The organism is Methylibium sp. Pch-M (assembly GCF_004136295.1).
Lineage (GTDB): Bacteria > Pseudomonadota > Gammaproteobacteria > Burkholderiales > Burkholderiaceae_C > Methylibium > Methylibium petroleiphilum.
In genome coordinates, this window is sequence record NZ_CP029606.1 from 968,836 (window position 1) to 992,583 (window position 23,748).

Genomic DNA, 23,748 nt, shown 5'->3' on the forward strand with positions numbered 1-23,748 from the left:
CGGCATCACGGCGTCACCTCGACTTGCGCAAGGCACGCCTCCAACTGCTCGCGCAGTGCGATCGCGCTCAGGTCTCGACCGATGAACACCAGCCGCGACCCCCTCGGCTCGCCGGCCTTCCAGGCGCGGTCCATGCCGCTGTCGACCGTCATGTGCACGGTCTGGAAGACGAAGCGCTTCTCGCTGCCGCGCAGCGAGACGATGCCCTTGCCGCGCAGCAGGTGCTCGCCGTTCTCGCGAACGAAGCGCAGCAGCCAGCCGACGAACAGGCTCGGGTCGAACGCCTGCTCGATGCTCAGCGACACGCAGCGCAGGCCGTCGCCGTGCCGGCCCTCCTCGACCTCGACGTAGGCATGCGGCACGCGGCCGATGCGGCCGCGCTGGATCTGCAGCGGCGGCACCCGCAGGCGAGAGAGGTCGAAGGCCCCGCGGCCGATCAGGCGGTCGAGCTCGATGTCGCCTCGCTCGCAGCGGACCACCTCGGCGGTCGGGTTCACGCGCTCCACGGCGATCTCGGAGACGGCCAGCTCGTCGGCCTTCGCGAGATCGCACTTGTTCAGCAACACCAGGTCGGCCTGCGCCAGTTGCGCGCCGGCCTCCGGTGCGGCCTGCAGTTGCCTCGCGAGGTGGCGCGCATCGGCCACGCAGATCACGCTGTCCGGCTGGGTGTGCTGGCGCAGGAAGTCGTCGAAGTGCAGCGTCTGGATGACAGGCGCCGGGTCGGCCAGGCCGCTGGTCTCGATGACGATGCCGTCGAAGCGCCCCGGCCGGCGGATGAGGCCGCTCATGACGCGGATGAGGTCGCCGCGCACCCGGCAGCAGACGCAGCCGTTGTTCAGCTCGTGCACCTCCTCCTCGGCGCCGACGACCAGCGAGCCGTCGATGCCGAGTTCGCCGAACTCGTTGACGATGACGGCGTAGCGCTTGCCGGCCGCGCCCTGCAGGATGCGATTGAGCAGGGTCGTCTTGCCGGCACCGAGGAAGCCGGTGATCACGGTGACTGGAATTCTCGAATTCATGCTGCGGTCCTTTGGTCTGCCGCGGTTCGGGGCTGCGCACCCGCCTGCCACGGTCTTCGTGTCCATCCCCGATCGCCCGCGATGCGGTCCGAGGGTCGCCCCCAATGCGCAATCGCTATGCCATCCGCGGCGTGCCCCGGCGAACGCGAGATAAGTGCTTGATCGATTTCAGGATTCACGGCGCCCCCCGCGGTTTTCACCTAGGCATCGGCGCGCCCATCTGTCGCGTTTTCGGACACTCGGTCAGGTCACCTTCCGCGGGCCGATCGAAGGTGCTTTCCCTAGTAATTAACGGACCACCACCTGCTCGAGGAATGGCGCTGGAAAACTCGTCTCGCGTCGTGCGGCGATTCGCACGAAACGACGAAGGAGACACATCCATGAAGACCATCGCTATTTCGCTGATCGTGCCGACCGGGAACTGCACCGAAGAAGACGGACGCGTCCCGAAGCTCGATCTGCCGCTGTCGCGGCGCGAGCTGCTGAAGGGCTCCGGCGTGCTGATGGGCACGCTCGCGACCGGCACCCTGCTCGCGACCCTGGCCCCATCGCCCGTGTGGGCCGTGGCCATGAACAAGCTCGGCGACGCGGAAGGCCGCACGCTGCTGACGCTGGGCCGCGTGCTGTACCCGCACAAGAAGCTCGACGACGCCGTCTACGCCTTGCTCGTCAAGGACCTCGACGCCAAGGCGAGCGCCGACCCGAAGGTCGCCAAGCTGCTGAAGGACGGCGTCGCGAACCTCGATCGACTCGCCGGCGGCCGCTTCGAGAAGGCCACGCCGGAGAAGCAGCTCGAGATCGTGCGCTCGATCGAGAAGACGCCGTTCTTCGCCACGGTGCGCGGCCAGTGCGTCACCTCGCTGTACGACAACGACATGGCCTTCGCCGCACTCGGCTACCCCGGCTCGGCCTGGGAGAAGGGCGGCTACATCACGCGCGGCTTCCAGGACCTCACCTGGTTGCCCGCACCGCCCACCGAGGCGAGCCCGCCGCCCTACATGGGCTGAGCCCGTCCATCGCCCCGACATCCCAGCTAACGCGAGGCCATTTCCATGAAGACATTCGATTTCAACGACGACGCGGTGGTCGTCATCATCGGCTCCGGCGCCGGCGGCGGCACGCTCGCCAACGAGCTCTGCCAGAAGGGCATCAAGGTCGTCGTGCTCGAGGCCGGTGCCGTGCAGTCCAACGCCAGCTTCATCAACGACGAGTGGAAGTCCTTCGGCCAGCTCGCCTGGCTCGACAAGCGCACCACCTCGGGCAGCTGGCGCGTCGCCAAGGACTTCCCCAACCTGCCGGCCTGGATCTGCAAGACCGTGGGCGGCACCACCACCCACTGGGCCGGCGCGTCGCTGCGCTTCCAGGAGCACGAGTTCAAGACCCGCACCGTCTACGGCAACGTGGCCGGCGCGAACCTGCAGGACTGGCCGCTGACGCTGGCCGAGCTCGCGCCCTACTACACGCGCGCCGAGGACAAGATGGGCGTGACCCGCACCCACGGCATCCCCGGCCTGCCCGGCAACAACAACTTCAAGGTGATGTACAGCGGGGCCACCAAGCTCGGCTACAAGGAAGTGCACACCGGCAACATGGCGATCAACAGCCAGCCGCGCGACGACCGCGCGCGCTGCCTGCAGCTGGGCTTCTGCTTCCAGGGCTGCAAGAGCGGCGCGAAGTGGAGCACGCTCTACACCGAGCTGCCCAAGGCCGAGGCCACCGGCAACTTCGAGCTGCGCCCCGAGAGCCATGTCACGCGCATCGAGCACGACGCCAAGGGCAAGGTGACCGGTGTCGTCTACTTCGACAAGGACGGCAAGGAACAGCGCCAGAAGGCCCGCATCGTGGCGGTGGCCGGCAACTCGATCGAGACGCCGCGCCTGCTGCTGCTGTCGGCCTCGAAGATGTTCAAGGACGGCCTGGCGAACAGCTCGGGCCAGGTGGGGCGCAACTACATGCGCCACGTGACCGGCTCGGTGTACGGGATGTTCGAGAACCCCGTCCACATGTACCGCGGCACCACGATGGCCGGCATCGTGCGCGACGAAGCGCACCTCAATACGAAACGCGGCTTCGTCGGCGGCTACGAGATGGAGACGCTGGCGCTGGGCCTGCCCTTCATGGCCGCCTTCCTGAACCCGGGCGGCTGGGGCGCCGACTTCTCCGAGTACCTGGAGAACTACACGCAGCTGGCCGGCATGTGGATCGTCGGCGAGGACATGCCGCGCGAGACCAACCGCGTCACGCTGCACAAGACGCTGAAGGACAAGTGGGGCAGCGCGATCCCCAACGTGCACTTCGACGACCACGAGAACGACCTGAAGCTGCGCGAGCACGCCTTCACCCAGGGCCAGCGCGTCTACGAGGCGGCCGGCGCCCGCAAGTCCTTCCGCACGCCGCCGTACCCGTCGACGCACAACCTCGGCACCTGCCGCATGGGCGCCTCGAGCAAGAGCAGCGTCTGCAATTCGTACGGGCAGACGCACGACATCGCGAACCTGTTCATCTCGGACGGCAGCCAGTTCACCACCGGCGGCGCGGAGAACCCGACGCTGACGATCGTGACGCTCGCGATCCGGCAGGCCGAGTACATCGCCCAGCAGATGAGCGCCCGGGCGATCTGAGCCCCGGTTGCGCGGGGAGGCACGCCGGGAGGAGCCGGCGTGCCGCCCTCCCGAGCGGTCCAGGCCCGACCCCCGGACCTCCCAAGAACGGCGCCTGACGCGCACGACGCGCCACGGCGCTCCAAGGAGACAGAACCATGCTTGCCCAGTTTGAGAAATTCGGAGGTGGCGCGCGCGGCGCGGTCAACCTGCTCACCTCGGCCCTGCCGATCGCCATCATCGGTGGCCTGCTCTACGCCGGCTTCTTCGTGAAGGCCGAGGCGGTGATCAAGAAGGTCGAGCCGAAGGCGGTCGAACGCCGCGACAACTTCTTCAGCATCGCCGCGCCGAACGACCAGGTGGCCTGGGCCGCGGGCAGCGGCGGCAAGATCGTCCACACGGTCGATGGCGGCAAGACCTGGCAGCGACAGTCGACCGCGACGCTGGAGAACCTGCAGGGCATCGCCGCGTGGGACGCCATGCACGCGGTGGCGGTGGGCAACAACGGCGTGATCCTCGTCACCAGCAACGGCGGCAATCTCTGGACGGTGGCCACGCTGCCGAGCTCGGGCAACCCGAACAAGCTGTTCCGCGTACGCATCTTCGACGGCGTGGCCTGGGCGGTCGGCGAATTCGGCGCGCTGCTGCGCTCCGACGACAAGGGCCAGACCTGGACGCGTGCGCTGCCCGAGAAGGACCGCGCCTGGAACGCAGTGAGCTTCATCGGCCAGACCGGCTGGCTGGTCGGTGAGTTCGGCGCGGTGATGCGCAGCACCGACGGCGGCGCCAACTGGACCGACATCGAGACCAAGAACAAGGTCAGCCTGATGGCGGTGAGCTTCCGCGACGCGCAGCACGGCGTGGCCGTGGGCCTCGCGGGCACGCTGGTCGTCACCAACGACGGCGGGCTCACCTGGAACGACGTCGAACGCCCGACGCGCGAGCACCTGCTCGACGTCATCTGGGACGAGAACCGCTGGACCGCGGTCGGCGACAAGGGGGTCATGGTGAGCTCCGATGCCACGGCGCAGACCTGGAAGGCCCGCCGCATCTCGGACGGTGACGTCTCGTGGCGCACCCAGATCGCGAAGTCCGGCCCGCGCTACTACCTGGCCGGCGCCAACCTCGCCGTGCTCGAAGGCGACCAGCTGACCGTCGCCGGTCGCTGACACGAACACAAAACGAGGAGACGGCTGTGAAGAATGAAACGTTCGGAAGAATCGAGAAGGCGTTCGAGCGCCTGATCCACCACCGACGCTGGGTGGTGCTGACGGTGGCGCTGCTGACGGCGGTGATGGGCTACCTGGCCACCCACGTCGAGGTGAAGACGATCTTCAGCGACCTGCTGCCGAAGAACCACCCCTATGTGGCGGTGAACCAGAAGTTCAAGTCGACCTTCGGCGGCTCGAACATGGTCAGCATCATGGTCGAGACGGACCACGGTGACATCTTCGACCCGAAGGTGCTGGAGAAGGTGCAGAAGCTGACGGTCGGCCTGCAGCAGGTCGACAGCGTCGACACCTACCAGATCGTCTCGATCGCCTCCAAGAAGATCAAGGAGGTGCGGGCCTCGACCGAGGGCGTGGAGTCGCGCCCGATCATGTGGCCCAACCTGCCGCAGACGCCGGGCGAGATGGCGGTGCTGAAGGAGGCGGTGCTCAACAACCCGCTGATCTACGGCCCCTACGTCTCGATGGACCTCAAGGCCACGCTGATCACGGCCGACTTCCTCGACGGCGAGATCAACTACAGCAAGGCCTTCGACCAGATCATGGGCCTGGTCAAGGCGGCCGAGGGCGACGGCGTGAAGGTGCGGGTGGTGGGTGAACCGGTGCTGTACGGCTGGGTCAACTTCTACCTCGACGAGACGCTGCAGATCTTCTTCGCCGCGATCGCCTCGCTGGTGCTGATCCTGATGCTGATCACGCGCACCTGGCACGGCACGCTGCTGCCGCTGCTGGCCGGCGTGGTGAGCGCGATCTGGGCGCTGGGCGCGGCCAAGCTGATGGGCTTCCACCTCGACCCGCTGGTGATCGTGGTGGCCTTCCTGATCACCGCGCAGGCGATCTCGAACTCGGTGCAGCTGATCTCGCGCTACGACGACGAGATCGCCGGCGGCGCCACCAGCTCGGCCGCCGCGGCCCTGGCCAGCGTGAAGAACCTCTTCAAGCCCAGCATGCTGGCGATCGTGGCCGACGCCGGCTGCGTGCTGGTGGTGGCACTCACGCCGATCCCGATGCTGGAGAAGATCTCCTACATCGGCACGGTGTGGATCTTCTCGATCCTGGTCAGCGCGCTGCTGCTGACGCCGGTGATGCTGTCCTACTTCAAGCCGAAGCAGAGCTACGTGCATCCGCTGAACATCCGCCCGCTGCTCGATGCGGTGCTGCGCCTGTGCGCCAAGATCGTGACCACGCGCTGGCGCTACGGCGTGCTGGGCACCGCGCTGGTGGTGTTCTTCGTGTCGGGCTGGTACGCCTTCAACCTGAAGGTCGGCGACGCGAACCCGGGTTCGCCGATCCTGTGGCCGGACTCCTCCTACAACCGAGACGCCACCGACATCAACCGGCAGTTCCAGGGCTCCGACCGCATGTTCGTGGTGGTCGCCGGCAAGGAGAAGGGCGCACTGCGCGAGCCGGAGGTGCTCAAGAGCATGAGCGACTTCCAGCGCTACATGGAGGCCCAGCCGGAGGTCGGCGGCAGCATCTCGCTGGCCGACGTGCTGCCCCAGGTGCGCCGCGTGCTGCGCGAAGGCAACCCGATGTACGCCGAACTCGGCAACGACGCCAACGAGAACGGCGAGCTGACCTACATGTTCGTCTCGGGCTCCGACCCCGGCGACATGGACCGCTACGCCGACGCCGACGCGAAGAACGGCGCCGTGACCCTGTTCTTCCGCGACCACCAGGGCGAGACCATCCGCACCGCGATCGCCCGCGTGCAGGACTACGTGGCGCAGAACGCGATGGAGAAGGCGGACTACCTGCTGGCCGGCGGCCTGGTGGGCGTGCTGGCGGCGGTGAACGAGGTCATCCTCGCCGGCCAAATCGAGGCCATCGCGCTGGCACTGCTGGTGCTGGTGGTGTGCTGCACGGTGACCTACCGCTCCACCGTGGCCGGGGTGTTCTTCATGATCCCGGTGATGCTGTCCAACACCATCACGTTCAGCTACATGGCCTGGCACGGCATCGGCATGAACATCAACACGCTGCCGGTGGTGGCACTCGGCATCGGCCTGGGGGTGGACTACACCTTCTACATCGTCGACGGGATCCGCGAGGAACTGCACCACTCGGACGATGTGGAGGCCGCCATCATCAAGGCGCTCAGCAGCGCCGGCCGCGGGGTGCTGATCACCGCGCTCACGCTGATCACCAGCGTCGGGCTGTGGAGCTTCTCGTCGCTGCGGCTGCAGGCCGACATGGGCCTGCTGATCGCGCTCTGGCTGTTCATCTCGGCCTTCAGCGCGCTCTTCATCATGCCGGCGATCGTCTACGTGTTCCGCCCCGCCTTCATCGTGGGCAGCAAGCAGCGTCCGATCGAGCGCGCCAGTTCCGCAGTGGTTGTGTGAGGGCGCCAGCCACTCGCGACGGCGCCGCTTCGGCGACGCCGTGCGGATTCGTGCTGGCTAATTTCTGGTTCTAGTGAAAAGACGAAAGGAACGGAGACATGAAACGAAACAAGCGCTTCAAGCAGATCCCCGGGATCGCCCTCGCGGCGGCCCTGGGGGGCATGGCCACCTCGACGGCGCACGCCGCCACCGAGGAGGCCAAGAGCAACGCCGGTGACGGCGACTACGCCTTCGCGCTGTCCGGCTACGCCCGTGGCTGGGTGTCGATGAACCTGCAGAACCAGCCCGAGCTGGAGCAGCAGGGCAAGAAGAGCCGGGGCAAGCTGTCGATGGTGCGTGGCTCCGTGCTGCTCGACGCCGACGCGAAGACCGGCCCGATCAAGTGGAAGGCGATCACCCGCCTGGACCGCGAGTACAAGACCAACTACCTCGAGGACCTCGAGGACCTGCGCGCCACCAACGGCACCACCGGTGGCGAAAGCATCATCAAGAACTACAACAACTTCGACGTGCGCGAGTTCTGGGCCGAGACCAACCTCGGTGACCGCACCACGGTGAAGTTCGGCAAGCAGCAGCTGGTGTGGGGCGAGTCCGACTTCTTCCACGCGATGGACCTGGTGCACGGCTACGACCTGAGCTGGCGCCTGTTCTTCGAGGGCGAGAACGAGGAGTGGCGCAAACCGCTGATCCTGCTGTCGACCAAGATCCGCATCCCCGAGGCCGACGGCATGCTGGCGGCCTACATCCGCCCGGGCTGGGACCGCTGCCAGGACATCGGCAACACCTATGACATCGGCGGCGGCCGCTGGTTCTTCCAGCCCTACCGCGGCTTCGACCTGCACGAGGTGACCAACAAGAACTGCAGCCACCCGTCGGGCGACTTCCGCGACGCCACCGGCGGCGTGCGCTGGGCCGGCGAGGCCTTCGGCATGAACTATTCGTTCGCCTACCTGAAGACCTTCTCGGCCGATCCGGTGGCCAACTCGGGCTCGCCCGGGAAGAGCTACGAAGGCGTCGCCGCCACCGGCGGCGTGTTCGACCTGATCCACCCGAAGATCGACGTGTTCGGGGCCACGGTGAGCGGCTACAGCGACACGCTCGACGCCGTGCTGAGCGCCGAGGTCGCCTACACGAAGGACCAACCGTTCAACGTGGGCAGCGGTGCCTTCAATCCCGGCAACTACGCCTCGGGCATCGGCAATCCGGGCATCGGCCTGAACGGCGTGAAGCTCAAGGACACGCTGACCACGATGCTGCGCATCGACAAGAACCTGAAGTTCGAGGGGCTGCTGGGCACGAGCCGGCCGTCGTTCTCGTCGATCCAGCTGTTCAACACGCAGATCCTCAACTACGAGGACAGCGATGACCTGGTCCGGCTGTTCGCGTACGGCTCGAAGATCAAGGAGCACAGCACCATCCTGACCGCCTTCACGGTCCTCAACTACAAGAACGACGAGATCAACCCGGGCTTCGCCATCGGCTTCGACCTGAGCAACGGCGGTGGCTTCGCGATCCCGAGCGTCGCGATGACCTTGTCCGACAAGTGGGTGGCCAAGCTCGAGGCCGACCTCTTCTGGGACGGCGGCAAGAGCAACAAGACGCAGTTCAGCGGCGAAGGCTCGCAGCTGTTCGGCTACTTCAGCAAGGCCAGTCAGCTGGTGTTCCGCCTGACCCGGCAGTTTTGATCACAGACAGGAGACATGAAGATGAAAACCGGAAAGAACATGACCAACCGACGCAGCGTGCTGCGCACCGGCCTCGGCGGGGCCGTGGCCCTGGCGGCCGCCATGGTGGCCACCCCCGTGATGGCGAAGGAGCTCGAGGCGGGCTTCGTCATCAACAAGGGCAACTTCGACAGCATCAAGAACGACACCTTCGAAGGCAAGACGATTGCCAGCATGGTGCCGGAGAAGCTGGAGTGGATGATCAGGAACTACGACCTGACCATCAAGCTGGCCAACTCGAAGAAGATCACGATGGACCCGAAGTACGTCCAGGCGACCAAGGACGGCGCCAAGGACGTGAAGTTCAACCCGGCCGATCGCACCGTGTCGGGCTGGAAGGCGGGCATGATGTTCCCGCCCGAGTCCATCAAGATGGACGACCCGCACGCGGGTGACAAGGTGATCTGGAACCTGCGCGCCGCCACCTACGGCGCCACGATGGACCTGCGCGACATCGCCTGGGCCTTCCTCGATGCGAAGAAGGGCTACGAGCGCGTGCAGGCCTTCCAATCGCGGCGCTACTACATGGAAGGCCGGCTCGACGGCGGCCCGGTCTCCGAAGGCGACGGCACGATCGCGCAGAAGACCTACTTCGTCGCGACCTACCCGCAGGACATCCGCGGCCTGGGGCTCTTCTCGGTCCGCTACAACCAGGCCGACTCGAAGAAGCCCGACGACTCCTACGCCTACCTGAAGTCGGTGCGCCGCACGCGCCGTCTCTCCGGCGGTGCCTGGATGGACCCGATCGGCGGCACCGACCAGCTGTATGACGACTGGGACATCTGGGACGCCGCGCCCACCAAGTACAAGTCGAACAAGCTGATCGAGAAGCGCTGGGTGCTGGCCATCGCCCACAGCCCGGAGATGAGCGTGGACGTCAAGCAGCCCTGGACCGAGCCGGCCAAGCGCTTCCCGCGCATCGGCATCGACATCCCGCCGCACTTCAACCCGGCGCCGGACATCGGCTGGGAGCCGCGCGAGGTGTACGTGGTGGAAGGCACCTGCCCCGACGAGCACCCGTACAGCAAGAAGGTGGTGTACATGGAAGTCGACTTCCCGCGCCCCTACCTCGGCTATGCGCTCGACCGCAAGGGCGAGTTCTGGAAGATGTTCATCTTCCAGAACCGGCCTGACGTCGGCGACGACGGCTACAAGGCGGTGATGCCCGTCATCGGCCACATCATCGACGTGAAGCGCGGTCACGCCACCAACTGGTCGTCGAACATGAAGTCCAACCCCAAGGGCGTCAAGGAAACCGACGTGGCACTGAACATCCTGGAAGAGGTCGCGACCGGCACCGGGAAGTAATCGGCAGATCGTGCTGCCGGGCCGCCGGGTCGCTGCGTTCAGGCACTGCCTCGAACGCCGGCCCGGCGGCCTTTGCACTTTGCGCACGGCGCCGGGGCCCGCCGCACGGCACGCCGGGCACCGCGCCACAACGACCGAACATGAGACAGAGAAGCCCCGTGAAGCCCCTGACCGCCGTGGCCGCCTTGCTGTGCTGCCTGGCGCCGGCACACGCCGACGACGGCATCAGCACCGATCGGCCCGATTTCGTGGAATCCAGCCAGGTGGTGGGCAAGGGCCGGTTCCAGCTGGAGACCGGACTCGCCCGCGAACGCAGCGACGATGGGTCGGGGACCCGGCTGAGGCTCGATTCGACCCCGACGCTGCTGCGCCTGGGCGTCAGCGACACGCTCGAACTGCGCATCGAGACCGATGGCCGCCTGCGTGCCCGATCCGACGGCGCCGCGCGCGAGCGCGGCTATGCGGACACCTCGCTCGGCATCAAGTGGCACATGCAGGACGGCGATGCGGCGTCGCAGCGTCCCGCCGTCGCCTGGCTCCTGCATGTGGACGTGGACACCGGATCGGCCGCGTTCCGGGGCAAGGGCCTGCGGCCCTCGCTGCGGGCGGTCGGCGAGTGGGAGCTCGGCGACGCGCTGTCGCTCGGCGTCATGGGCGGCGTGGCGGTCGACCGGCAGCAGGGCGGCGGACGCTACGCCACCGGCATCCTGGCGGCGACCGTCGGCCGCTCGTGGACCGACCGCTTCCGCAGCTTCGTCGAACTGGCGGGCCGTCAGCTCGCCTCGTCCCGCCACGGCGGGTCGGTGGTGAGCTTCGACGTGGGCAGCGCCTACCTCCTGAGCCCCGCGGTGCAGGTCGACGCCGTGGTCTCGCGCGGGATCACCCACACCTCACCGGACTGGGAGTTCGGTGCCGGACTGTCGATCAAGTTCTAACCCCGGAGATCGCTTCCCCATGAAGACACGCACCCTCCCCCTCGGCCTCGCCGGCATCCTGCTCGCGACCGGCAGCTGCTTCGCTGCGGGCGCCCTGTCGGTCGAACGCGAAGTCACGATCGACAACTCGCCGGCCACCGTCTGGAAGCTGGTCGGCAATTTCAACGCCCTCGACGTCTGGCACCCGGCCGTCCTCGAGAGCGAACTGCAGGGCAAGGCCGGCCAGGTCGGTGCCCGGCGGCGCCTGACGCTGGACGACGGCGCCACGCGGCTCGAGAAGCTGCTGTCGTACAGCGCGACGCAGCGGAGCTACAGCTACGCCATCGTCGAGAGCGCCCTGCCGGTCGCCAACTACAAGGCGACCATCACGCTCACACCGGCCGACGAGGGCCGCACCTTGATGACGTGGCGCTCGACCTTCGACGCCAAGGGCGTCAGCGACGAGCAGGCCACCACGATCATCGGCGGCCTCCAGGACGCCGGGATGGCCAAGCTGCGGGCCAACTTCAAGCAGCCATGACCAGGAGACAGCGCGCATGAACACCCTCCTCCGCAATGCCGCTGCGGCCGGCCTGCTGATGGCCCTGGCCGGTGCCGGCCACGCCGACGGCGCGATCTCCTTCTCGCGCGACGTCACGATCGATCGCTCGCCGGCCACCGTCTGGAAGTACGTCGGCGACTTCAACGCGACCGACCTCTGGCACCCCTCGGTCAAGAACAGCACGCTCAAGGGCAACGGCACCAAGCCGGGCGCGATCCGCACCTTGACACTCGTCAGCGACGGCGAAATGGTGGAGAAGCTGCTCGCCTACGACGCCGCGAAGACCCGCTACACCTACACCACGCTGAAAAGCCCGTTCCCGATCAAGAACTACGTTTCGACCCTCTCGGTGAGCCCCACCGCGGACGGCAAGACGCTGCTGACCTGGAGCGCCAGCTTCGATGCGGTCGACGTGGACGAGGACATCGCGACCGAATGGGTCGGCATCGCCTTCGACGGCGGGCTGGGCAAGGTGGCGACCCACTTCGAGAGGGCCCCGTGAGCCGTGGGAACCGGAGCCCCGCGTCCAGCAATCGGACGGGTTGCACCGCAGCACGTCCCGGAACACGACGCTCGCCCCGCAGGCGTCGGGGCCGCGAGGCGGCCCCTCCCCGGGAGACAGACCGGCGACTAGGCATCTGGAGCATTGGCATGCGATTCGCACGAGTCGGCCCAGGGTGAAAACCCGGCGATCCGACACGACAGGAGGCCCACCATGCCCGACCCCACAGCCGACGACCCTGACGAGGCCGCCCGCGAAGCCACCCGCTACCAGCTGCGATTCCAGTCGCTGTTCGATGCCGGACGTGCCTACGCCTTCCCGTGCGACGCCGCGGGGCAGGTGCGCATGGACGGGCTCGGCGAGCACGAGCGCAACAGCTACCTGTACGCGCGCGCGCTCGTGGGCCGCGATTTCGCCGTGCCGCGGGTGTACGCGCGCCGACGCGCCTGACAGCGACGCGGCCCGCCGCCGCGGGCCATTCAGGGGATGAGCACGGCGCGACCCTGGATCCTGCCGTGGTGCAGGTCGAGCAGTGCCTGGTTGGCATCCTTCAACGCGTACTCGCGCGTCGCCAGGTGCACCCGCCCGCGATCGGCCAGCGCCATCAGCTCGACCAGCTCCGCATAGGTGCCGACCAGGTTGCCGACGATGCTCTTCTCGCTCGTGATCATGTCGATCGAGGGCAGCTCGATCCGGCCGCCGTAGCCGACGATGTAGTAGGTGCCGGCGTTGCGCGTCATCGCCAGGCCCTTGGGAATGGCGTCGCCCTCGCCGACGAAATCGATGACCGCCTGGCCACCCTTCCCCTCGGTGAGTTCGAGCACGCGTTCGAGCTCCTGACCGTCGGCCTGGACCACATGGTGGGCGCCGCAGGACTTGGCCAGCTGCAGCGCGGCGTCGGCGCGGTCGACGACGATGATCTCGGCGGCGCACAGCGCCGCCAGCACCTGGATGCCGATGTGCCCCAGGCCGCCGGCGCCGATGACGACCGCGTACTCGCCGGGCAGCAGGTGGCGCGAGGCCTTCTTGGCCGCCCGGTAGGCGGTGAGCCCGGCATCGGTGTAGGGCGCCACGTCCTTGGGTGCCAGCGTCGACGGCAGCTTGATCAGCGAGCGCTGGTTCGTGCGCAGGTACTCGGCGTAGCCGCCGTCGGCATTGATGCCGGGGAAGCGGCTGCCGTCGGCGTGCATGTCGTCGCCGCGGCGGCAGGCCAGGCAGTGGCCGCTGGTCACGAGCGGATGGCAGATCACCGGGTCACCGACCTTCATGCCGTTCACCGCCGAACCCACTGCCTCGATCCAGCCGGCGTTCTCGTGGCCCATGATGTAGGGCAGCTCGACGTCGACCTTGCCGCGCCACAGGCCCTCGACCACGTGCAGGTCGGTGCGGCACACGCCGGCACCGCCGATGCGCACGATGACGTCGGTCGGGCTCTCGATCTTCGGGTCGGGCACGTCGCCGTAGCGCACGAAGCTGTCGCCGCTCAGCGACTCGTTGTACTGGTGCAGCACGGCGGCCTTCATGGCGTCTCCTGGTGTCCTGTCGGGGGGGTCGGTCAGCGTTCGACCAACTCGCGTCGACCGTCTTCGAGCTTCTGCCGGATGTGTGCGGCGTCGGTCGTCGCGTCGCTGGTGCGCTTGGACAGCGCACGGATCTCGCTGGCGATGACGGAGAAGCCGCGGCCCGCTTCGCCGGCTCGTGCGGCCTCCACCGCGGCGTTGATCGCGATCAGGTTGGTCTGCTGGGCGATGCGCTGGATCGTGCCGACGATGTCGCCGATGTCCTTCAGGCTGGATTCGAGCTGGGCGTTGTACCTGACGCGCTGCCGCCCGGCCTCCTCCCGGTCCCTTTCGGCCTGGATGTCGGCCAGGGCCCCGACGGCCCGCAGCGCGGTGCCGTCGGCGGCCCGCTGGGTCTGGCCACGGGCGCGGAACCAGCGGTATCGGTCGTCCTTGCATCGCAGCCGGTAGCAGACGTCGTAGGGGGTGCGGCCGGTCTTGTCGGTCAGGTGCTGCACGAAGGCCGTCATCGTGCGGTCCTTGTCCTCCGGGTGCAGGCGTGACGCCCAGCTGTCGAGGACGTTCGGGAACTCGGCCTCGTCGGCGAAGCCCAGCAAGCGGCGGAACTGCGGCGACCACCAGAACGCATTCCTGGGGTTGACCGGATCGCCGGCGACGACGGCCAGGTCCCAGACGCCGTCGTTGACGATCTCGCGCGACAGCTCGAAGCGCGTGTGCGTCACGTCGAGCGCCTGCTGGAGCTTCAGGTCCTCGTCGATGGGAATGAGGGTACCCGCCACGCGCAAGGGGGTGCCGTCGGCCGCCCGCAGCGTCTCGCCCCGCGCACGGAACCAGCGGCACACGCCGTCCTTGCAGCGCAGGCGGTAGGTCACGTCGTACGGTGTGCGACCGGAACGGTCCTGCATGTGGGCGGCGAAGGCCTGCAGCGTGCGCTGCTTGTCCTCCGGGTGCAGCAGGTCGGCCCAGCTGGCCAGCACGTCGGGGAAGTCGCGTTCGTCCTGGTAGCCGAGCAGTCGGCGGAACTGCATCGACCAGCAGAACGGGTTGCCGGCGCCGGCCGCGTCGTCAGCGGGTACTTCCATGTCCCACAGCCCTTCTCCCGAGACGCGGCGGATCAGGTCGAAGCGCCTCTGCAGGCCCTCGATCTCGACCTGCTGTGCCGCGACCTGCCGGCGCAGCAACTCGAGCTCGGCGCCCTTCTCGTCCGGTTCCTGCGGAGCGTCCCGGCGAGCGCGGAAGAAGGAGACCTTCATCGCCATGGCCGGGCTCTCATGCGAAGCGGTCCTTCCAGGCCCTCAACGCGGCGAACACCGCCACATCGTCCATCGCATGGCCGACCGCGGCCCGGCGCCGCGCCGCGTTCGCCACCGCCGGGTCCTGACAGCGCAGGAAGGGATTGATCAGGCGCTCCTGCTTGATGGAGCTGGGCAGCGTGGGCTCGTCGCGGGCCCGCAGCGCCAGGCAGCGATCGAGGTGCTCCACCACGTCGCGATTGTCGGGCTCGACGGCGTTCGCGAACCGCAGGTTGCCCACCGTGTATTCGTGGGCACAGCACACCAGGGTGTCGCCGGGCAGGCCGGCGAGCCGGTCGAGCGAGGCGAACATCTGCGCCGGCGTGCCTTCGAACAGGCGCCCGCAGCCGCCCGAGAACAGCGTGTCGCCGCAGAACAGCAGCGGACGGCCGTCGAAGTCCTCCGCGTAGTACGCGATGTGCCCGGCGGTGTGCCCGGGCACGTCGATCACGCGGAAGCGCACGCCCAGGGCGTCCACCTCGTCGCCGTGCAGCAGCCGGATGGCGGGTTCGGGCAGGCGCTCGCGCGCAGGCCCGTAGACCCGGGCATTGCGCACCGACCGGAGGTGATCGACGCCCCCGGTGTGGTCGTCGTGGTGGTGGGTCAGCAGGATCCCCTCGAGGATCAGGTGGTGCCTGTCGAGATAGGCGAGCACGCTGGCCGACTCGCCCGGGTCGACGACCCACGCGCGGTTTCCGACGCGGAACAGCCAGATGTAGTTGTCGGCAAAGGCCTTGATCGACACGAGGGCGTGCACGTTGCTCTCCTGGCAGCGCTAAGCAAACTCACCGAGCCGCGCGGAGCCTGATCGAGGCCGGGCGCGCGACGCATCGTTCCCGGGCCGCCGGCCCGGGCCTGCAACGATCGCTAGCGGTAGTGCCCGTGCTGTTCCAGCACCTCGATCTTGTAGCCGTCGGGGTCCTGCACGAAGAAGAACCGGGCCAGCAGTTCCTCGCCGCGCTTGAATTCCTTGACCGCGGTCGGCGCGTAGCCGAGCGCGTCGACCTGCGCCCGCTTCGCGTTCGCGTCCGGCACGACGGCCGCGACATGGCCGTAGCCCGTGCCGTGCGAGTAGTCGTCTTCACGCCCCTTGTTCAGCGTCAGCTCGATCTCGAAGTGGCAGCCTTCGGCGCGCAGGTAGACGAGCGTGAACTCGGGAAAGTCGAGCCGGTGGGACTCCTTCATGTCGAGGACGGACTCGTAGAACTTCAGCGAGCGCTCGAGCTCGCGGACCCGGATCATGGTGTGTATGAGCTTTGCCACGTGTACTCCTGTGACTGGCGGGGCGCGAGGGGCGTCGGAGCGTCGATGGACGCACGCTGCTCCGGCGATCTCGCTCCCGGGGGATGGTCGACAGTTTTTCATCGACGGCCCCGCAGCAGGTAGTACGCGGGTAGCGACGGTGCGGGCTGGGGGGTGGGGACAGCGACGAAGCACGGGCTCACGCCAAGAAAAAACGGGCCAGCCCTTGTGAGGCTGACCCGTTGTTTCGTTGAGCAGATCTGGTGCGGCTGGCAGGAATCGAACCCACGACCCCTTGGTTCGTAGCCAAGTACTCTATCCAGCTGAGCTACAGCCGCATCAAGCCCTGCAGTTTAGCACGAAGCGTTTTCGCGTCTCAACCCAGGGCCGCCGCGGCGCGGAAGCATTGCGCCGCGCGCTCTTCGTCCCGATCCTGCTCGGCCATCGCCGCCAGGTGCAGCCAGGCTTCGCGGCGCACCGTCGGCGTCAGCGCCTCGTCACGCGCCGCCTGTTCCAGCAGGGCTCGGGCCTTGCCCCAGAGCTGGCGCGCCATCATCGCGCGACCCACACCGTAGGCCAGCGCGCCCTCGCCCGGACAGGACTGGAGCGCAGCCTCCAGGCGCGGCAGCCATTCGGGACCGATGCCGTCGACGGCATCGGCCAGCGCGAAGGCCAGCGTGTCGCGTTCCTCGCGCGGCAAGGTCGCCACGCGGTCCCAGAAGGGGCGCAGCCAGGCCCGCGCATCGTCGGTCGCTCCCAGCGCGACCAGTTGACGCGCCCCATGGGCGGCCACCACCACGTCGCGCCGGTCGGCGACGTCGAACTCGCGCCAGACCCGCTGGGTCTGCTCGGTGTCGCGTGCCGTGTCCAGCGCCTCGATCGCCAGCGTGCGCATCAGTCCCTGCGCAGCGTCCGGCGAGAAGCCCTGGTGCTTGGCGAGCAGGCGCGCCGTCTTCAGGGCCTCCAGCGGCTCCTGGGCCAGGCGCGCCGCCTTCAGCTTCAGGCGCAGGGCCTGGGTGCGCCGCGACACGCCGGGCGGCAGCTGCGCCAGCAGTTCGAGCGTGCGGGCGGCATCGCGGTCGTCGAGCGCCCACTCGGCCGCGAGCAGCCGGGCGCCCTCTTCCGCCGGGCGCGCCGCCGTGCTGCGGCGGGCCAGGTCGAGGGCCTGCGCGAGCTGCTCGTCGCGCCGCGTGCGGTCCTGCAGGCGGTGCAGGCTGCCGGCGGCGAGCAGGTGCCCGAGCACCGTGAACTCGGTGTCCTGGCGCAGCTCGGGCGTGTCGGCCTGGATCGCCACCGCGCGCTGCGCGGCCTTGTGGGCGCGCCCGTAGCGGCCGCCGAAGTACTGCGACAGCGCCTCGCGCAGCGCGCCCTGGGCAATGCGGTCGCGGCGCGACACGCGCCATTCGCGCGCCCGCCGCGGCAGCCCGATCAGCAGCCCGACCGCCTGGATCAGCGCATTCAGCACCAGGCAGAGGCCGACCAGGATGACCATGAACAGGTTGAACGACAGGTCGACGCGCCACGGCGCCCAGTACAGCGTGACGAGGTTGTCGTTGCTGCCGAGCAGGCTGGCCGCTACCACGGCCACGATGGCCAGCAACAGCAACCAGATGACGTTGCGCATCGGAGCCGGCGCCTCAGCGGCCCGCCGCCGCGGTCGTCAGCGCCGCCAGCGTGTCGTCCGGGCGCGGCACGCCGGCCTGGCGCGCCTGCGGCACCACGCTGCGCAGCAGTTCGGTCAGCAACTGCGTCTTGCGTGCGCCGCGGTCGTAGTAGTTGTCGACGGCCGCGAGTGCAGCCTGCAGATCGGACTGCGCCGTGTCGAACTGGCGACTCATCAAGGCCAGCCGCGCGTTGAGCAGCCGGAGCTTGAGGTTCTCGCGCAGGAAGAACCCCTGCTCGGGCGCCAGCAGCATGGCCTGCGGCTGGTCGATGCGCGTCACGCGCAGCAGGGTGCGCGTCTCCGCCCACAGGCCCCGCCACCAGTCGCCCAGTTCCGCGCGCAGGCCACCGACCGGAGCCGCCGACGCTGCGGCACTGGCCGGCGAGGGGGCAACGCGCGCGACCGCACGCGGCGCCTTCACTTCGGTCAGGCGCTGCGGATCGAGCACCTGCAGTGGCGCCTCGTCGACCAGCCGCGCGGCCTCGTCGAGCTTGATCGCCAGCGAGGCGATGTCGGCCACGCTCACGGCCTTGACGCGATCGAGGTCGCGCGCGATCGCGCGTCGCACCGGTTCGAGCCGCGGCTGGCTGACGCGCGCGAGGCGCTCGTCGGCCGCCTTCAGCGCCGCCACCAGCGGCGCGGCGCTGCCGGTGATGGCGGTCTGCTGCAGCGCCACGCGGATGCCGGCATCGATGTCGACCACCAGGTTCTCGTCCCGTGCACGCGACAGCGACTGGATCAGTTCTTCGAGCTGGCCGCGCTGCGCAGTGATCTCGGCCAGCCGGCTCTCCGTCAGCGTGACCTTGGCCACCGCGTCACGCGACAGCTCCTGGGCCTGCTTGGCCAGCAGCTGGGCCTCGGTGGCCTGACCGGCGCTGTCCTGCTGGCGCCGAACCAGCTCCTGCTCCAGCGTGCGCAGCCGGCGCTGGCCATACCAGGCCATCGACAGTGCGGTCACGCTGACCAGCAACAGCAGCAGCATCAGCCCCAACTGCAAGCGCCGCGACCGCGTCGAACGGGTCGCAGGCTGGACGACGACCGGCACGGGGTGCGGGGGAAGGGGCGCGGGCGGCGCGACAGGGGGCTCTGGGGACTCGCTCACGGTGCTGACGATTCTATCGGCCGCTCTCCACCGGACCGTGACACGCCGATCGCGGCGACCACCGCCTCGAGCGTGGGCGGCGCCTCGATCACCCGGCCGAAGCCCGCCCTGCGCGCGCGCTGGGCGATGCGCGGATGCGTCGCCAACGCCTGCGTGGTCCGCCAGTCGGGTGCGGTGCCGGCGGCCGCGGCCAGCGCGTCGAGCTGATCGATGGCCTCCGAGCTGCTGAACAGCCACAGGTGCTCGGCCGGTGCCGCCAGTGCAGCGGCCCACACCGCCTGTCCCGCCGCGTCCAGCCGCGGCGGCGCGCGACGGTAGGCGGCCACGAGGTCGACGCTGGCCCCGGCGTCGCGCAGCACCCGCGACAGCCACTCGCGGCCGCGGCCCTGCGCTTCGCCGTCGACGCTGCCGCGAACGATCAGCACCGAGCGGCCCTGCCACGGGCCCTGCGGGCCGAGCACGGCCCACAGGGCCTCCGAATCGAAGCGCCCCGCGTCGGACGGCGGCTCGACGATCGCGCCCGGCGCCACACCGGCCGCACGCAAGGCCGCGCTGGTGCCCGGCCCCGGGGATCCGAACCGCAGCGTGGCCGGCCAATCACCGCCAGCCGGCCGCTGCGAGAAGAACTGCGTCACCGCGTTCGGACTCACGAACACCAGCAGGCTGCGCTGCGACAGCGTCTGCCATGCCAGCCGCACCGGCGCCGGGTCGGCCGGCGCCTCGATCGCGATCAGCGGCAAGGCCGCCGCCACGACGCCGCGCTCGGCCAGCCGCGCCACCCACTCGCGCGCCTGCTCCTCGGGACGGGTGACGAGCACGCGCATGCGGCGGAGGCCCGTCGAGACGACGACGTTCAGAGCGCCGCCAGCAGCGCGTCGCCACCGCGCTGGCGCAACTGCTGCGCCACCGCGAGGCCCAGCGTCTCGGCCCCGGCGGTGTCGGTTACGGCCGCGCCCGCCTCGGCGTGCACCAGCGCCGGCGCGGCCTCGGCCACGCTGCCCAGCGCCGCCCGCAAGACCAGCCGGCCATCGGCCTGCCATTGCGCATGCGCCGCCAGCGGCATGCTGCAGCTGCCGCCCAGTGCACGCGAGACCGCGCGCTCCGCATGCACCGCCAGCCAGCTCGGCTCGTGCGTCAGCGCCCGCAGGGCGGCCCACAGCGCCGGATGGCGCTCGGGCGTATCGGCCCGCAGCTCGATGCCGAGCGCCCCCTGGCCCGCGGCGGGGATCATCGCGTCGGCCTCGAACACGCTGCGGATGCGCTCGGCCAGACCCAGGCGCTTCAGGCCGGCAGCAGCCAGCACGATGGCGTCGTACTGGCCTTCGTCGAGCTTGCGCAGGCGGGTGTCGAGGTTGCCGCGCAGCGGCTCGATGCGCAGGTCGGGCCGGCGGGCGCGCAACTGGCTCAACCGCCGCAGGCTCGAGGTGCCGACCACCGCGCCGGACGGCAGCGCGGCCAGGTCGGCGTAGCGTGGGGAGACCCAGGCGTCACGCGGGTCCTCGCGCTCCAGCACCGCGGCGAGCACGAAACCGACGGGCAGGTCCATCGGCACATCCTTCAGCGAATGCACCGCGAGGTGGGCGTCACCGGCCTCCAGCGCGGTCTCGAGCTCCTTGACGAACAGGCCCTTGCCACCGACCTTGCTGAGCGTGCGGTCCAGGATCTGGTCGCCGCGCGTCGTCATCCCCAGCAGCTCGACCGGCGCATCCAGGCGCGCGCCGAGCAGTGCGCGCACATGCTCGGCCTGCCACAGCGCCAACCGGCTCTCGCGGGTCGCGATGACCCAGGCTTGTGTGCTCGCTTCCATGCGGGAATGCTAGCAGCGCCTCGGGCCGCACCGAAGCCGCTGGCATGAGCGCTGCTAGCATCCTTGCGCCTTCGGGCCAGCCCCTTCCACTCGACCCTCCTTCCGCCCATGGCCACCGCCAAGACCCCCCGCAGCGCCGACCGCGGCGCCGACAAGAACCGCCCGCTGATCGAGGACATCCGCCTGCTCGGCCGCATCCTGGGCGACGTGATCCGTGAGCAGGAGGGCGCACCGGCCTTCGAGCTGATCGAGCGCATCCGCCAGCTCGCCGTGGCCTACCGGCTCAAGCGCGACACCCAGGCCGGCCGCGCGCTGGACCGATTGCTGAAGAACCTGTCGGTCGAGCAGGCGGTGTCGGTGGTGCGCGCCTTCAGCTACTTCTCCCATCTCGCCAACCTGGCCGAGGACCGCCATCACGTGCGGCGCCGCGAGCACCACGAGCAGCTCGGCCACGTGCAGGAGGGCTCGCTGGCGATGAGCTTCGAGCGGCTCGCCAAGCGCGGCGTGCGCGCCACCGAGATCGCCGATCTGCTGGGCCACGCCTACCTGTCGCCGGTGCTCACCGCCCACCCGACCGAAGTGCAGCGCAAGAGCGTGCTCGACGCCGAGCGCGCGGTGGCCGAGCTGATCGGCGCGCGCGACACGCTGCCGACACAGCGTGAGCGCGCCGCCAACGAGGCGATGCTGCGCGCCCGCGTCACACAGCTGTGGCAGACGCGGCTGCTGCGCACCTCCAAGCTCAGCGTCGCCAACGAGATCGACAACGCGCTGTCGTACTACCAGAGCACCTTCCTGCGCCAGATCCCCAAGCTCTATGCCGAGTTGGAGGCGCTGCTGCCGGGCTTCGAGGTCGCACCGTTCTTCCGCATGGGCAACTGGATCGGCGGCGACCGCGACGGCAACCCCAACGTCACGGCCGAGACGCTGCGCCTCGCGCTGGCACGCCACAGCGAGACGGTGCTGCGCTTCTACCTGACCGAGGTGCACGAACTCGGCGCCGAGCTGTCGATCTCGGCGCTGCTGGTGCAGGTCACGCCGGAGCTGCAGGCGCTGGCCGACCGCTCCGGCGATCACAACGCGCACCGGCTCGACGAGCCCTACCGCCGCGCGCTGATCGGCGTGTACGCGCGCCTCGCCGGCACATTGACGGCGCTGACCGGCACCGAGGCGCTGCGCCACGCGGTCGCGCCGTCCACGCCCTACGCCACCGCCGAGGAGCTGCTGGCCGACCTGCGCACCGTCGAGGCCTCACTCGCCTCGCACCACGGCGCGGCGCTCGCGGCGGCGCGCCTCAAGCCGCTGATCCGCGCCGTGCAGGTGTTCGGCTTCCACCTCGCCACCGTCGACCTGCGCCAGAGCTCCGACCAGCACGAGGCGGTGCTCGCCGAGCTGATGGCCGGCGCCCGCATCGAGGCCGACTACGCAGCGATGCCCGAGGAGGCCAAGGTCGCGCTGCTGCTGGGCCTGCTCAACGACGCGCGCAGCCTGCAGGTGCGCGGTGCCGTCTACAGCGAGCGCACGCGCGGCGAGCTGGCGATCTTCGAGGCCGCGCGCGAGGGCCGGGCCCTCTATGGCCACGCCGCGATCCGCCACTGCATCATCTCCCACACCGAGACGGTGAGCGACCTGCTGGAAGTGCTGGTGCTGCAGAAGGAAGCCGGCCTGCTGCAGGGCACGCTCGACACCGACGCGCGCTGCGACCTGATCGTCGTGCCGCTGTTCGAGACCATCACCGACCTGCGCCAGGCCGCGCCCATCATGCGCGAGTTCTACGCGCTGCCGGGCGTGCTGCCGCTGGTGCTGCGCAGCGGCGCCGACCAGTACTGCGAGCAGGACGTGATGCTCGGCTACTCCGACAGCAACAAGGACGGCGGCTTCTTCACCAGCAACTGGGAGCTCTACCGGGCCGAGACCGCGCTGGTCGAGCTGTTCGAGCCGCTCAAGCGCGAGCACGGCCTCACGCTGCGCCTGTTCCACGGCCGCGGCGGCACCGTGGGCCGCGGCGGCGGCCCGAGCTACCAGGCCATCCTGGCGCAGCCTCCGGGTACCGTGAACGGCCAGATCCGCCTCACCGAGCAGGGCGAGGTGATCGCGTCGAAGTACGCCAACCCCGAGATCGGCCGGCGCAACCTCGAAACCCTGGTGGCGGCGACGCTGGAGGCCACGCTGCTGCCGCCGAAGCGCCACGCGCCGAAGCTGTTCCTCGACACCGCCGACACGCTGTCGCAGCTCAGCATGGCGGCCTACCGTCGGCTGGTCTACGAGACCCCCGGCTTCGCCGACTACTTCTTCGCCGCCACGCCGATCCGCGAGATCGCCGAGCTCAACATCGGCTCGCGGCCGGCCTCGCGCAAGGCCACGCGCGCCATCGAGGACCTGCGCGCCATCCCCTGGGGCTTCAGCTGGGGCCAATGCCGCGTGGCGCTGCCGGGCTGGTACGGCTTCGGCTCGGCCGTCGAGGGCTTCCTGGGGGACGCGCCCAAGCTGCGCAAGGAGCGCCTCGCGCTGCTGCAGCGCATGCACGCGCAGTGGCCGTTCTTCGGCACGCTGCTGTCCAACATCGACATGGTGCTGGCCAAGAGCGACCTGGCGATCGCGACGCGCTACGTGGAGCTGGTGCCGGACAAGCGGGCCGCGAAGAAGATCTTCGCGGCCATCCAGGCCGAATGGCAGCGCACCGATGCCGTGCTGGCCGCCATCACCGGCGAGCCGCGCCGGCTGGCCGGCAATGCGGCGCTGGCGCGCTCGATCGAGCACCGCCTGCCCTACATCGATCCGCTGAACCACCTGCAGGTCGAGCTGATGCGCCGCTACCGCGCCCAGCAGGGGCGCGGCGAGCTGCACGAGCGCGTGCAGCGCGGCATCCACATGTCGATCAACGGCGTGGCGGCCGGGCTGCGCAACTCCGGCTGAGCGCGGGGC

Annotated in this window: 20 protein-coding genes and 1 tRNA gene; 11 read left to right on the plus strand and 10 right to left on the minus strand. The window is 69.3% G+C overall.

Features of this window, described 5'->3' with window-relative positions:
• Nucleotides 1-5: 5 nt before the first annotated feature.
• The gene (locus C1M51_RS04550; protein ID WP_129448432.1) at nt 6-1,019 is read right to left on the minus strand and encodes a GTP-binding protein; all 1,014 of its coding nucleotides are present in this window, start codon (nt 1,017-1,019) and stop codon (nt 6-8) included.
• A 380-nt stretch (nt 1,020-1,399) separates the two neighbouring features.
• On the opposite strand from C1M51_RS04550, the gene C1M51_RS04555 reads away from it, so the two are divergent.
• The 10 genes from C1M51_RS04555 (at nt 1,400) to C1M51_RS04600 (ending at nt 12,650) form a co-directional block, all read left to right on the plus strand.
• Nucleotides 1,400-2,026 carry a twin-arginine translocation signal domain-containing protein gene (locus C1M51_RS04555; RefSeq protein ID WP_207207798.1) on the plus strand — a complete coding sequence of 209 codons (627 nt, stop codon included), beginning with the start codon at nt 1,400-1,402 and terminating at the stop codon, nt 2,024-2,026.
• 45 nt (nt 2,027-2,071) lie between these two features.
• Nucleotides 2,072-3,640: a GMC family oxidoreductase gene (locus C1M51_RS04560; RefSeq protein ID WP_129448433.1), complete on the plus strand. Its 1,569-nt coding sequence runs from the start codon at nt 2,072-2,074 to the stop codon at nt 3,638-3,640.
• Between the two features lie 137 nt (nt 3,641-3,777).
• A complete protein-coding gene (locus tag C1M51_RS04565) occupies nt 3,778-4,788 on the plus strand; it encodes a YCF48-related protein (RefSeq protein ID WP_129448434.1) in 1,011 nt (336 codons plus the stop codon).
• A 26-nt stretch (nt 4,789-4,814) separates the two neighbouring features.
• Nucleotides 4,815-7,190: an RND family transporter gene (locus C1M51_RS04570; protein WP_129448435.1), complete on the plus strand. Its 2,376-nt coding sequence runs from the start codon at nt 4,815-4,817 to the stop codon at nt 7,188-7,190.
• 98 nt (nt 7,191-7,288) lie between these two features.
• Complete coding sequence (locus tag C1M51_RS04575) at nt 7,289-8,875, plus strand: DUF1302 family protein (protein WP_129448436.1); 1,587 nt, start codon at nt 7,289-7,291, stop codon at nt 8,873-8,875.
• Nucleotides 8,876-8,896: 21 nt separating this feature from the next.
• Nucleotides 8,897-10,222: a DUF1329 domain-containing protein gene (locus tag C1M51_RS04580; protein ID WP_129448437.1), complete on the plus strand. Its 1,326-nt coding sequence runs from the start codon at nt 8,897-8,899 to the stop codon at nt 10,220-10,222.
• Between the two features lie 158 nt (nt 10,223-10,380).
• Nucleotides 10,381-11,157: a transporter gene (locus tag C1M51_RS04585; RefSeq protein WP_242499970.1), complete on the plus strand. Its 777-nt coding sequence runs from the start codon at nt 10,381-10,383 to the stop codon at nt 11,155-11,157.
• A 19-nt stretch (nt 11,158-11,176) separates the two neighbouring features.
• Nucleotides 11,177-11,677 (plus strand): SRPBCC family protein, encoded by a 501-nt coding sequence (locus tag C1M51_RS04590; RefSeq protein ID WP_129448439.1) that lies wholly within the window; start codon nt 11,177-11,179, stop codon nt 11,675-11,677.
• Nucleotides 11,678-11,693: 16 nt separating this feature from the next.
• Nucleotides 11,694-12,200, plus strand: coding sequence for an SRPBCC family protein (locus tag C1M51_RS04595; protein WP_129448440.1), 507 nt, complete (start codon nt 11,694-11,696; stop codon nt 12,198-12,200).
• A 213-nt stretch (nt 12,201-12,413) separates the two neighbouring features.
• Entirely contained in the window at nt 12,414-12,650 is a 237-nt protein-coding gene (locus tag C1M51_RS04600; RefSeq protein ID WP_129448441.1) for a hypothetical protein, read from the plus strand.
• A gap of 29 nt (nt 12,651-12,679) precedes the next feature.
• Here the strand turns inward: C1M51_RS04600 and C1M51_RS04605 are convergent, their stop codons facing one another.
• From C1M51_RS04605 to hemC, 9 genes are all read right to left on the minus strand, one after another.
• A complete protein-coding gene (locus C1M51_RS04605) occupies nt 12,680-13,723 on the minus strand; it encodes an NAD(P)-dependent alcohol dehydrogenase (protein WP_129448442.1) in 1,044 nt (347 codons plus the stop codon).
• A 32-nt stretch (nt 13,724-13,755) separates the two neighbouring features.
• Complete coding sequence (locus C1M51_RS19350; protein ID WP_129448443.1) at nt 13,756-14,979, minus strand: PAS domain-containing protein; 1,224 nt, start codon at nt 14,977-14,979, stop codon at nt 13,756-13,758.
• 10 nt (nt 14,980-14,989) lie between these two features.
• Nucleotides 14,990-15,769: a hydroxyacylglutathione hydrolase gene (gene gloB, locus C1M51_RS04615; protein WP_129448444.1), complete on the minus strand. Its 780-nt coding sequence runs from the start codon at nt 15,767-15,769 to the stop codon at nt 14,990-14,992.
• Nucleotides 15,770-15,879: 110 nt separating this feature from the next.
• A complete protein-coding gene (locus tag C1M51_RS04620) occupies nt 15,880-16,275 on the minus strand; it encodes a VOC family protein (protein WP_129448445.1) in 396 nt (131 codons plus the stop codon).
• Nucleotides 16,276-16,515: 240 nt separating this feature from the next.
• A tRNA-Arg gene (locus C1M51_RS04625) sits at nt 16,516-16,592 on the minus strand.
• Between the two features lie 38 nt (nt 16,593-16,630).
• Nucleotides 16,631-17,878, minus strand: a complete 1,248-nt coding sequence (locus C1M51_RS04630) for a heme biosynthesis HemY N-terminal domain-containing protein (protein WP_129448446.1) — start codon at nt 17,876-17,878, stop codon at nt 16,631-16,633.
• A gap of 13 nt (nt 17,879-17,891) precedes the next feature.
• Nucleotides 17,892-18,899, minus strand: coding sequence for a uroporphyrinogen-III C-methyltransferase (locus tag C1M51_RS04635; RefSeq protein ID WP_242499971.1), 1,008 nt, complete (start codon nt 18,897-18,899; stop codon nt 17,892-17,894).
• A 116-nt stretch (nt 18,900-19,015) separates the two neighbouring features.
• Nucleotides 19,016-19,843 (minus strand): uroporphyrinogen-III synthase, encoded by an 828-nt coding sequence (locus tag C1M51_RS04640; protein WP_129448447.1) that lies wholly within the window; start codon nt 19,841-19,843, stop codon nt 19,016-19,018.
• Between the two features lie 29 nt (nt 19,844-19,872).
• The gene (hemC, locus tag C1M51_RS04645) at nt 19,873-20,826 is read right to left on the minus strand and encodes a hydroxymethylbilane synthase (protein WP_129448448.1); all 954 of its coding nucleotides are present in this window, start codon (nt 20,824-20,826) and stop codon (nt 19,873-19,875) included.
• A 108-nt stretch (nt 20,827-20,934) separates the two neighbouring features.
• On the opposite strand from hemC, the gene ppc reads away from it, so the two are divergent.
• A complete protein-coding gene (gene ppc / locus C1M51_RS04650) occupies nt 20,935-23,739 on the plus strand; it encodes a phosphoenolpyruvate carboxylase (protein WP_129448449.1) in 2,805 nt (934 codons plus the stop codon).
• The last annotated feature ends 9 nt before the right edge of the window (nt 23,740-23,748 follow it).